The 10,218-nt window shown below is 73.5% G+C and carries 10 protein-coding genes; 2 read left to right on the top strand and 8 right to left on the bottom strand.

Annotation, left to right across the window (positions count from 1 at the left end; all coding sequences use genetic code 11):
* Positions 1-68: 68 nt before the first annotated feature.
* From ACFXOA_RS02180 to ACFXOA_RS02165, 4 genes are all read right to left on the bottom strand, one after another.
* Entirely contained in the window at positions 69-1,235 is a 1,167-nt protein-coding gene (locus tag ACFXOA_RS02180; protein ID WP_385021120.1) for an alkaline phosphatase PhoX, read from the bottom strand.
* A 116-nt stretch (positions 1,236-1,351) separates the two neighbouring features.
* Positions 1,352-1,711: a nitrite reductase small subunit NirD gene (nirD, locus tag ACFXOA_RS02175; RefSeq protein WP_385021117.1), complete on the bottom strand. Its 360-nt coding sequence runs from the start codon at positions 1,709-1,711 to the stop codon at positions 1,352-1,354.
* Positions 1,711-4,296 (bottom strand): nitrite reductase large subunit NirB, encoded by a 2,586-nt coding sequence (gene nirB / locus ACFXOA_RS02170; protein WP_385021114.1) that lies wholly within the window; start codon positions 4,294-4,296, stop codon positions 1,711-1,713. Before nirB ends, nirD begins: the two co-directional genes overlap by 1 nt.
* Positions 4,296-5,552: an NAD(P)/FAD-dependent oxidoreductase gene (locus tag ACFXOA_RS02165; protein WP_385021111.1), complete on the bottom strand. Its 1,257-nt coding sequence runs from the start codon at positions 5,550-5,552 to the stop codon at positions 4,296-4,298. Before ACFXOA_RS02165 ends, nirB begins: the two co-directional genes overlap by 1 nt.
* 128 nt (positions 5,553-5,680) lie before the next feature.
* Between ACFXOA_RS02165 and ACFXOA_RS02160 the strand changes: the two genes are divergently transcribed.
* The gene (locus ACFXOA_RS02160; protein WP_385021108.1) at positions 5,681-6,472 is read left to right on the top strand and encodes a sulfite exporter TauE/SafE family protein; all 792 of its coding nucleotides are present in this window, start codon (positions 5,681-5,683) and stop codon (positions 6,470-6,472) included.
* 46 nt (positions 6,473-6,518) lie between these two features.
* Here ACFXOA_RS02160 and ACFXOA_RS02155 read toward each other — a convergent pair whose 3' ends face one another.
* The 4 genes from ACFXOA_RS02155 to ACFXOA_RS02140 all read right to left on the bottom strand — a co-directional run bounded on the left by ACFXOA_RS02155 (position 6,519) and on the right by ACFXOA_RS02140 (position 9,480).
* Positions 6,519-7,133, bottom strand: a complete 615-nt coding sequence (locus ACFXOA_RS02155) for a class F sortase (RefSeq protein WP_385021105.1) — start codon at positions 7,131-7,133, stop codon at positions 6,519-6,521.
* A gap of 37 nt (positions 7,134-7,170) precedes the next feature.
* The gene (locus ACFXOA_RS02150) at positions 7,171-7,797 is read right to left on the bottom strand and encodes a hypothetical protein (RefSeq protein WP_385021102.1); all 627 of its coding nucleotides are present in this window, start codon (positions 7,795-7,797) and stop codon (positions 7,171-7,173) included.
* 386 nt (positions 7,798-8,183) lie between these two features.
* On the bottom strand, positions 8,184-8,660 hold the full coding sequence (locus ACFXOA_RS02145) for a DUF5990 family protein (RefSeq protein ID WP_385021099.1): 477 nt from the start codon (positions 8,658-8,660) through the stop codon (positions 8,184-8,186).
* Between the two features lie 4 nt (positions 8,661-8,664).
* Positions 8,665-9,480: an aminotransferase class IV family protein gene (locus ACFXOA_RS02140; RefSeq protein WP_385021096.1), complete on the bottom strand. Its 816-nt coding sequence runs from the start codon at positions 9,478-9,480 to the stop codon at positions 8,665-8,667.
* A gap of 68 nt (positions 9,481-9,548) precedes the next feature.
* Between ACFXOA_RS02140 and ACFXOA_RS02135 the strand changes: the two genes are divergently transcribed.
* On the top strand, positions 9,549-10,127 hold the full coding sequence (locus tag ACFXOA_RS02135) for an NADPH-dependent FMN reductase (RefSeq protein ID WP_385021093.1): 579 nt from the start codon (positions 9,549-9,551) through the stop codon (positions 10,125-10,127).
* The last annotated feature ends 91 nt before the right edge of the window (positions 10,128-10,218 follow it).

The raw sequence follows: 10,218 nt of genomic DNA, 5'->3' as shown, positions 1-10,218 counted from the left end.
GCGCGCTGGCTGCCCGCGGGGGGGGGGGCCCGGCCGCGCCCGCCCCCCCCCCCCCCCCGCCGCGGGTGTCAGGAGCGGAACGGCCCGGTCACCTCGTAGGTGATACCGCCGGACGAGCTGCCGCTGGTACCGCGCTGCGACGAGAAGTAGAGCCGTCGGCCGTCGGGCGAGAAGGCCGGGCCGGTGATCTCCGAGCCGGACTGCCCGCTGATCCTCAGGAACGGGGCGACGGTGTCGGCCGGGGTGATCAGGCAGATCTCCATGTTCCCGCCGTCCTCGGCGACGTACAGGTCGCCGGAGGCGGAGCGGGTGACGTTGTCGACACCCGTCAGCGGGGCGCTGCCGCCCGTGACGAGGGAGTCGTCGTACGCGAGCGAGAGCGACGAGGCGTTCGCGTCGTAGGCCCACACCCGGTTGTCGCCCTTGGTGGTGAACCAGCAGGTGCCCGCCGCGTAGAAGCAGCCCTCGCCGCCGTTGAAGACCTTGGCGCCCGAGACCTGGTAGCGGGTCTGGGTGGGGGAGCCGTCCGGGTCGGGAACCGTCTGCCAGGTCACCGGGCCCGAGGTGGCGGTCCCGGCGACCAGGACCTGGAGCGTGCCGGACGACAGGTTGCCCCAGGTGGTGGGGCGGAAGCGGTAGAAGCGGCCGTCCGTCTCGTCCTCGGTCAGGTAGACGTAGCCGTGGTCGGGGTCCGCAGCCGCCGCCTCGTGCTTGAACCTGCCCAGCGCGGGCCGCTGCACCGCCGCGTTCATACCCCAGGGGTCCGTCTCGTACACGAAGCCGCGGGTCACCTCCTCGCAGGAGAGCCACGTGTTCCACGGCGTCCGGCCACCGGCGCAGTTGTTGTTCGTGCCGGACAGGATCCGGTAGGCGGAGGTGATCGTCCCGGAGGAGCTGAAGCGCACCGCGCTCGCCCCGCCGCCGCTCCCCGAGGAGACCTCGGCGTTGGAGACGTAGATCCAGCCGCTGCCGTCGGTGAAGGTCGCGCCGCCGTCCGGCGCACTGTGCCAGCGGTACGAGGTGCCGGGGACGGTCTGTCCCGAACGGGCGACGACCCTGCTGGTGAAGCCCTTGGGCAGCAGGATGCCGTCGGCGTTGGCCGCCTGCAGCGCACCGTAGGGGCCGGTGGCGGGCTGGGCGGGGCCGGCGAAGGCGGCACCCCTCCAGAGGGTGCCGCCGAAGGCCGTCGCCGAGGTGCCGACCACGGCCGTGCGCAAGAAGGTCCGACGTTCCACGATCACTCCACGGGTGACGTGCGGGCCCGCCGGTCCGGTCGGCCCGGCGGGTCGAACGTCAGGACAGTAGAGGCGCGTAGTTGACGGAGCGTCAACAGCCGGTGAAGGCGCGGGGATCAGTCCGCGCGGACCGGGTGGACCGGCACGCTGACCTCGTCGTCGTCCAGGCAGGCGCCCGTCTCGAGGTCGAAGCGCTGCTTCAGCAGCGGTGAGGCGACGAACGGCCTGCCCTCCACGGAGCCGATCAGGCCCCGGGAGAGGACGTACGCCCCGGTGAACGGATCGCGGTTGTCGATCGCGTACACGCGCCCCGCCCGGTCCATGAACATCGCGACCTGCCGGCCGTCCGGGAGGAGGGCCGCGACCCCGCGGCCCGGGGTGAGCAGCGAGCGGTCGCAGACCGTGAACCACCCTTCCCCGTCCGCGAGCTGGATCGTCCGGGTGTCCTGCGCCGTTTCCAGTGTCTGGGTCGTCATCAGGAGGCGGTCCCTTCGAGAGTACGGATGGCGAGCACGGGGCCCGCGAGGATGTCCAGGTCGGGCTTGACCTGGTCGCGCTCGGGGACGAACTTGACCGAGGGGTCCGGGGCGTCGGGGGCGTTCACGAAGGTCACGAAGCGCCGCAGCCGCTCGGGGTCGTTGATGGTCTCCGCCCACTCGTCGCGGTAGCCGGCCACGTGGTCGGCCATCAGCCGCTCCAGCTCGTCGCAGAGACCCAGCGAGTCGTGGACGACGACGTCCCGCACGTGGTCGAGGCCGCCCTCGATCCGGTCCAGCCAGGTCGAGGTGCGCTCCAGGCGGTCGGCCGTGCGGATGTAGAACATCAGGAACCGGTCGATCAGGCGCACCAGTTCGGCGTCGGAGAGGTCCTGTGCGAGCAGGTCCGCGTGGCGCGGGGTGGCGCCGCCGTTGCCGCCGACGTAGAGGTTCCAGCCCTGCGCGGTCGCGATGATCCCGAAGTCCTTGCCCCGGGCCTCCGCGCACTCCCGGGCGCAGCCGGAGACCGCCGACTTCAGCTTGTGCGGGGAGCGCAGGCCCCGGTAGCGGAGCTCCAGGTCGATCGCCATCTTCACGGAGTCCTGCACGCCGTAGCGGCACCAGGTCTGCCCCACGCAGGACTTCACCGTGCGCAGCGACTTCCCGTAGGCGTGACCCGACTCGAATCCGGCGTCCACCAGGCGGGTCCAGATCAGCGGCAGCTGGTCGACGCGGGCGCCGAACAGGTCGATCCGCTGCCCGCCGGTGATCTTCGTGTAGAGGCCGAAGTCCCGGGCCACCTCACCGATCACGATCAGCTTCTCCGGGGTGATCTCACCGCCCGGGATGCGCGGCACGATCGAGTACGAGCCGTTGCGCTGGAGGTTGGCCAGGAAGTGGTCGTTGGTGTCCTGCAGCGCGGCCTGCTCGCCGTCCAGGACGTAACCGCTCGCGCCGACCGTCGGGGCCAGCGAGGCGATGACCGAGCCGACCGTGGGCTTGCAGACCTCGCAGCCGTCACCGCCGCGGGCCGACTCCCGGCCGTGCGAGTCGAGCAGCGCCGCGTACGTCGTGATCCCCAGGGTGCGGACGATCTCGTACAGCTCGCTGCGGGTGTACTCGAAGCAGCCGCACAGTCCCTGGTCCTCGGGCTGCGGCAGCAGCTGGCCGATGACCTTGACGCAACTGCCGCACCCGGTGCCCGCCTTGGTGCACTTCTTCACCTCGGGCAGGGTGGTGTGCTCGCAGATCGCGCCCTTGGTGACGTTGTGGCAGGAGCAGATGACCGCCTCGTCGGGAAGGGAGGACGGGCCGAGGGTGACCGGGCCGCCCGCGCCCGCCGGCAGCACCAGCTGCTCGGGGGCGACCGGCAGGACCGTGCCCGTCATGGGCCGCAGCGTGCCGTACTGTTCGGCGTCGCCCACCAGGACACCGCCGAGCAGCGTGCCGTCCTGCCCGATCACCAGCTTCTTGTAGACGCCCGAGCGGGAGTCCGCGTACACCACGTCGAGGCAGCCCTCGGCCGCGCCGTGCGCGTCACCGAAGGACGCGACGTCCACACCGAGCAGCTTCAGCTTGGTGGAGAGGTCGGCCCCGGTGAAGGAGGCGGCGTTGCCGGCGATCACCTCGGCCACCGCCAGCGCCATCTCGTAGCCGGGCGCCACCAGCCCGTAGACCCGCCCGTCCGAGGCCAGCGCGCACTCGCCGATCGCGAAGACCGAGCTGTCGGAGGTGCGGCACTCCTCGTCGACGATGATCCCGCCGCGCGGGCCGACCGCCAGGCCGCAGTCGCGGGCCAGCTGGTCCCGGGGGCGCACGCCGGCGGAGAAGACGACGAGATCGGTCTCCAGCGTCGAACCGTCCGAGAGGGACATGCCGGTGACCCGGCCGTCCTCGCCCGCGGTGACCTCCTGGGTGCCGACGCCCGTGTGGACCGTCAGGCCCATGTTCTCGATGGTGCGCAGCAGCGCGGCGCCGCCGCCCTCGTCCACCTGGACCGGCATCAGCCGGGGGGCGAACTCGACGACGTGCGTGTCGAGTCCGAGGCCCTTCAGCGCGCCCGCGGCCTCCAGGCCCAGGAGCCCGCCGCCGACGACCGCGCCGGTCGTCGACGTCTTCGCGTACTCCTCGATCGCGAGGAGGTCCTCGATGGTGCGGTAGACGAAGCAGCCCTCGGCGTCCTTGCCCGGGACGGGCGGCACGAAGGGGTACGAGCCGGTGGCCAGCACCAGCGTGTCGTAGGAGAAGGTCTCACCGGAGCGCGCGGTGACGGTGCGGGCCTCGCGGTCGACGCCCGTCGCCGGGTCACCGACGCGCAGCTCGATGCCGTGGCGCTCCATGAAGCCCGCCTCGACCATCGAGAGGTCCTCGGGCGTCCTCCCGGAGAAGTACGAGGTCAGCTGGACACGGTCGTACGCGGGGCGGGGCTCCTCGCAGAGCACGACGACCCTCGCGGTCCCCGCGGCGGGGGTCAGGCCCCGGTCGGCGAGCGCTTCCAGGAACCGCTGTCCGACCATGCCGTGCCCGACGACCACGATCGTCGGCACGCCTGCGGTGGGGCGGGTCGGGGGAGTGGACACCGGCATCAGAAGCCTCCGTCGTTGGTGAGCAGGTGGAGCAGGGACATGTCGGCGGGGATGGGGTCGTCGTCCTGCCAGGTGCGGGCGAGGCTGCCGACCGCGGCGAGGTCGCCGAAGAGCACCCCGCCCGCCAGCCGGTCGCCCCGGACGACGACCGTGCGGTACGCGCCCCGGGTGGCGTCGGCCAGCCGGACCACGTCGTCGCCGGGCATCGGACGGGAGTCGCCGAAGGCGGCCAGGTCGAGACCTCCGGACGTCCCGGAGGCGACGGTGACCCCGGTCGTCGCGGCGGTGGCGGCGGGGGAGCGCAGGGTGAGCCGGGTCAGCGCCCGGGTGCCCCGGTAGCGGGCCGGGCGTCCGGCCAGCACCTCGGCCAGGACGTCGGCCTGTTCGAGCGCCGCTCCCGCGAGTCCGTAGACCGTCCCGTCGTGTTCGGCGCAGTCGCCGACCGCGTGGACGTACGGATCCGAGGTGCGCAGCTCGTCGTCGACGACGATGCCCTTGCGGACCTCCAGCCCGGCTGCCTGGGCCAGGCCCGTACGGGGGCGGACCCCGCAGGCCAGCACCGTGATCTCGGCCTCCAGTTCGTAGCCGTCGGCCATCTCCACGGCCCGCACCGCCGGGGTGTCCCCGTCGGTGCAGCGCAGCCCGCGCACCCGGCACTCGGTGTGCACCTCGACGCCGAGCGCCTCCAGGTGCCCGCGGAGCATCCCCGCGGCCTCGGCGTCCAGCTGCCGCTCCATGAGGTGCTCGCCCTGCTGGGCCAGCACCACCTGGGCGCCGCACTCGGCCAGGGCACGCGCGGCCGAGACCCCGAGGAGCCCGCCGCCGATCACGACGGCGCGCACCCCGGGGCGCGCAACAGCGCGCAGGGCCAGGCAGTCGTCGAGGGTGCGGAACGGATGCACCCCGTCCGGCAGCGTGTGGCCGAGGCCGCGCAGCGGCGGGAGCACCGGGTTGGAGCCGGTGGCCAGCACCAGGTGCTCGTAGCCGACGACGCTCCCGTCGTCGCAGAGCACCCGGCGCTCCGCCCGGTCGATCCGTACGGCACGCACTCCGCGCCGCACCTCGGCGGGCGGCAGGGCGATCACGTCCGGCTCGTACCGTCCGGCGAGCACCTCGGCCAGCAGCACCCTGTTGTACGGTGCGTGGGCCTCCTCACCGATGACGGTCACACCGGGGACCCGGGCGGCGAGCCGAGCGCCCGCCATCCCGGCACCGATCACCACCACCCGAGCCGTGTCATCCGTCCGTGTCCTCATACCGACGAGAGTGCGCGGCGGGTGTTACCCGACCGCATCCCTCCTGTTTCCCGGGAGGAACCTTGCGCTCAGCGCACCGGGCGGCCCTCTGTGAGGGCGCCGGTCCGGGGCCGTCTAAGGTCGTGGACATGCCCGAGACAGCCCTTACCACCCTGGTCCTCCTCTGCCTGGCCGCGGGAGCGGCCGGCTGGATCGACGCGGTGGTGGGAGGCGGAGGACTCCTCCTCCTGCCCGCCCTGCTGCTCGGTCTTCCGCACGTCCCGGCCGCGCACGTCCTCGGCACCAACAAGGCCGTGGCCATCGTCGGCACGTCCGGCGCGGCCGTCACCTACGTGCGCAAGGCCCCCGTCCAGGTGGGCACGGCCCTGCGGATCGGGCTGATGGCGCTCGCCGGATCGATGACCGGCGCCTTCTTCGCGGCGGGGATCAGCAGCGAGGTGCTGCGCCCGGTGATCATGGTGGTGCTGCTCGCGGTCGCGGCCTTCGTGATGCTGAGGCCCTCCTTCGGTACCGCGGCGGCGGGGGACGGCACGGGCGCGCGGGTCACCCGGGCCCGGACGGTCACCGCGATCGTGCTGGTCGGCGGTGGGATCGGCTTCTACGACGGGCTGTTCGGGCCGGGCACCGGCACCTTCCTGGTGCTCGCCCTGACCGCGGTGCTCCACCTCGACCTGGTCACCGCCTCGGCCACCGCGAAGATCGTGAACGTGTGCACCAACGCCGGCGCGCTGGCGATGTTCGCCTACCAGGGGACGGTCCTGTGGCAGCTGGCCGCGCTCATGGCCGTATTCAATCTGGCGGGCGGCATGATCGGCGCGCGGATGGCGCTCAGCAAGGGCAGCGGCTTCGTCCGCGGGGTCCTGCTCGTCGTGGTGTTCTCCCTGGTCGCCAAGCTGGGATTCGACCAGTGGACGGCCTGACCGGCCGTCGCGCCGCCCGCCCGGTCCCGGACCGACGGCGGCCCGGTCAGCGCACCTCGGTGAGGTGGGCGTACGCCACCACGTTGCCGAGGTATCCCGCCTCGCTGCTGAAGCCGCCGCCGCAGGTGATCAGCCGGAGCGAGGGGTCCGGGGTGGCGCCGTAGACCCGGTCGTCGGGGAACGCGTCCTTCTCGTAGACCTCCACCGCGTCGACCGAGAAGACGGCGGTGCGGCCGTCCCGCCGGTCGATCTCGACGGAGGCGCCCTTCTCCAGGGACCCGAGTGAGTAGAAGACCGACGGCCCCTTCGCGTTGTCCACGTGGCCGGCGACGATCGCCGTCCCCGCGGCGCCCGGCGCGGTACCGCCCTCGAACCATCCCGCCAGGTTGCGGTCGGCGGCGGGCGGCGCTTCCAGACTGCCGTCCGCGCCCAGCCGGAGACCGGTCATGGGCGCGTCCACGCCGATCGCGGGGACGCGGATCCTGACGGGCCGGGAGGACCGCAGCGGCCCGGCGGCCGGTGTCCCCGGCCGCACCTCGCGGTCCGGGTCGAAGGCCTGGGCGGCCGACGGCTGCGGGGCGGCGGTACGGAGGTCGGAACCCGTCTGGACCAGCCATACGCCGCACAGTGCGACGATGCCCGCCAGCCAGGCCTTCGGCATCAGCGCGCTCCTGTCCACGTCCTCTTCCCGTCCGGCGTCAGTGGCGGGGGCCGTCCACGCGGCGCCGGCGAAGGAGCAGCGCTCCGCCGAGCACCGCCGCCGCGACCAGCCCCGCGCCGGTGGCGAGCTGCGCGGTGTCGGGGGCGGCGCTGCCGCCGACACCCGTCCCGACGTGCCCGGAGGGCCTGCTCGGGCTGGGCGCGGTCGTCGGCCTGTGGCCCGGAGGCACGGGCGGCTTCGCGGACCCGGGGTCGGCGTCCGGCGGTACGGGCCCGGGGCGCGTTCCGGGGTCCGTACCCGTGGCGCCGTCGGGCCGCTGAAGGGTTTCGGCGGTGTTCCCGCTGTCGGCCTCGGTGTCCTGCGTCCCGGGCCAGAGGGACTCCGGGGCCGCCGGGTCGTCGGCCTCCTCCGTGCCGCCGAGCGGCTCCGGTTCCGCGGAGTCCGGGCCGGGAGCGAGCTCCGTGAGGCCGGCCGCGTCCTGCTCCGCGGGCTCGCACACCTGCGTCCCGCCGGGATCGCATTCCTGCCCGTCGGCAGCCGACACCGCGGTGACATCCGGTCTGCCGAGGCCGTCCGCGTGGGCGGACGGGACGGCGAGGCCGAGCGCTGCGGCGGTGAGGGCCGCGGCGGCGGTACCGGTCACGAGACGGGCGGGGCTGCGCATGGGAATCCTCCGGGCAGACGGATGTGTCCTGACTCCGAGGTAACGGCCGGATGCGCCCGGGCGCACGCCGGCACCGGGCCGTCTCTCACCCGTACGGCCCCGAGGGCCCGCCCGGCGGCGCGGCACCGCGCGGGTGGCGGGGGTGCTCAGGCGGTCGGGGGTGCCCGGTGCCGATCGGGTGATCTCGACCCGACCGCCCTGTGTGATCCACGTCACAGGAATGAGGCCGGGGGGTCCGGGCAGACGCTCTCTATCCCCCCACGGGACCGCACCAATCCCCCCCAAAAAAAAGAGGGGCGGCACTCCCCCCCGCCGCCCCCACGGCAACCGCCCTCACCGGGCTCGTCCCCCCTGGTACCGGTGAGGGCGGTGCCATCCCCCGGCTCTCAGGCCGCGCCCGTGTCACCCGCCTCCGTCGCCGACCAGGTGATGTCCGGCGGGCGTACCCGGGCGCACCGGGGCCGCCCCTCCCCGTCGGTCAGGTTCAGCCGCGCGGTCAGGTGCCCCGTCCGGGCGGCCGCCTGAAGTACCTCCGGCGCGATGTCGGCCGTCATCAGCTTGGCCCTCCGGAACATCGTGAAGGCGCCCGCCTCGTCCACGGTCCCCCAGGACAGGTACACGAAACGGCCTCCGAGACGGTTCTGGACGTACGGCCCCGACACCTCGACGCCCTCCTCGGTGGCCGTGACCGTGCACTCCAGCGTCCACCGGGCGCGGGGCGCGTCGCCCGGGTGCACGCCGAGCAGTTCGTCCGGCCGGTCCTTGCGCTGCACGCCGACGTGGATGCCGTCGTAGCCCTCGAAGCCGGTGCCGGGACCGCAGGTGAGCCCCGGGAGCCCGGTGGCCTCGATGTGGATCAGCACGGTCTCACGCTCCCGTACGGGGGGCGGGGAGGGGCTCGTACGGGGCGTCCTCGTACACCCGGCCGAGCAGCCGCATCAGGGCCTCGTCGACCTCGAAGGCCGTGTCGTCGATCCGGTGGACCGGTGCGACGCCCTGGGAGTTGCTGACGAACGCGGCCCGGTAGACGCCAACGCCCTCGATCGTCACCCCGCGCCTGAGGCAGGGCCGCCCGGCCCGCGCGAGTCCGCTCTCCAGCAGCGCCATCGTGGTTCCCGTCAGCGCGGGCGCGTCCGGCCAGACCACCGAGGTCCCGTCCCAGAAGCCGATGTTGGTGATCGCGCCCTCCGTCACCATGCCCCCGGGCGAGGTGAGCAGGGCATCGTCGAACCCGGCCCGCCGGGCCTGCCGCCCGTAGTACGTCTGCGCGAACTCGCCGGGGCGCTTGATGTGCGGCACCGCACGGGCGTACGGCACCGACATCAGGCTCCGCGGGGTGCCGTCCGCACGGACCGGCTCCCGCACCGTCACCATCGTCACCGTGTCCGCGCCGCCCGGCGGGAGGTAGGCGTGCACGCGGACCGACGCGTCGGCCGTACCCGCGCCGTCGAGCGCGTGCGCGACGAGCCCACGGACCCGCTCCCCGTCCAGAGGGGACCCGAAGAGCTCCCGGTTCGCGGAGTCCAGACGCTCCAGGTGCAGTGCGAGTCCCCGCACCCCGCGATCCCTGACCTGCATCGCGGTGAAGTGGCCGTAGCCCGCGAAGGCCGGGATCCGCAGGTCCTCCCCGGTGGCGGGGCGGCCGTCGAACTCGACGTACGGGTCCGTCGTGGAAGTCGTCATGGCCCTCAGCGTAGGCGCCGCGGAATCCGCTTGACCTCAAGTGCGGTTGAGGCGTGAGGCTGCTGCCCATGGACATCCACACGCCAGTTCCCGCAACGTCCGACACCCCGCTGAACGTCGCCGTCATCCTCGGCAGCAACCGCGAGGGCCGCTTCGGGCCGGTCGTCGCCGACTGGTTCCTGAGAAGCGCCGCCGCCCACCCGGGCGTCGGGACCGAGCTGATCGACGTCGCCGAGACGGAGCCGCCCGCCACCCCGGCCACCCCGGTGGCCCCGCGGCTGGCACGCGCCGACGCCTTCGTCGTCCTGACCCCCGAGTACAACCACTCCTACCCGGCCCCGCTGAAGAGCCTGATCGACCGGCACTTCTCCGAATGGCAGGCCAAACCCGTCGCGTTCGTGTCCTACGGCGGAATCTCCGGGGGCCTGCGGGCCGTCGAGCACCTGCGTCAGGTCTTCGCCGAACTCCACGCCGTCACCGTGCGCGACACCGTCTCCTTCCACAACGCCGGCGCCCTCTTCGACGACCTGGGCGGACCCAGGGACCCGGGACCCGCCGACGGCGCGGCCAAGAAGATGCTCGACCAGCTCGTCTGGTGGGGACGGGCCCTGCGCGAGGCCAGGAACCGTACCCCGTACGGCGGCTGAATCCGCCGGGGCCGACAATCGAGGGGGGCCGGGCCCCGGGGGCGCCCCCGGGAGACGCGCCGGGCGGACCGCCGAAGGACGAGGAGACCCA

It is taken from the genome of Streptomyces sp. NPDC059166 (assembly GCF_042755185.1).
GTDB lineage: Bacteria > Actinomycetota > Actinomycetes > Streptomycetales > Streptomycetaceae > Streptomyces.
The sequence above is the reverse complement of the archived record's forward strand: the minus strand, read 5'-3'. Positions and strand labels throughout refer to the sequence as shown.

Bases quoted from the DNA above. Each gene is read 5' to 3' on its own strand.
- ACFXOA_RS02160 (WP_385021108.1), top strand. From the start codon at position 5,681: ATGCCCGAGACAGCCCTTACCACCCTGGTCCTCCTCTGCCTGGCCGCG.
- nirD (WP_385021117.1), bottom strand. From the start codon at position 1,711: ATGACGACCCAGACACTGGAAACGGCGCAGGACACCCGGACGATCCAG.
- nirB (WP_385021114.1), bottom strand. From the start codon at position 4,296: ATGCCGGTGTCCACTCCCCCGACCCGCCCCACCGCAGGCGTGCCGACG.
- ACFXOA_RS02150 (WP_385021102.1), bottom strand. From the start codon at position 7,797: ATGCGCAGCCCCGCCCGTCTCGTGACCGGTACCGCCGCCGCGGCCCTC.
- ACFXOA_RS02155 (WP_385021105.1), bottom strand. From the start codon at position 7,133: ATGCCGAAGGCCTGGCTGGCGGGCATCGTCGCACTGTGCGGCGTATGG.
- ACFXOA_RS02135 (WP_385021093.1), top strand. From the start codon at position 9,549: ATGGACATCCACACGCCAGTTCCCGCAACGTCCGACACCCCGCTGAAC.
- ACFXOA_RS02140 (WP_385021096.1), bottom strand. From the start codon at position 9,480: ATGACGACTTCCACGACGGACCCGTACGTCGAGTTCGACGGCCGCCCC.
- ACFXOA_RS02165 (WP_385021111.1), bottom strand. From the start codon at position 5,552: ATGAGGACACGGACGGATGACACGGCTCGGGTGGTGGTGATCGGTGCC.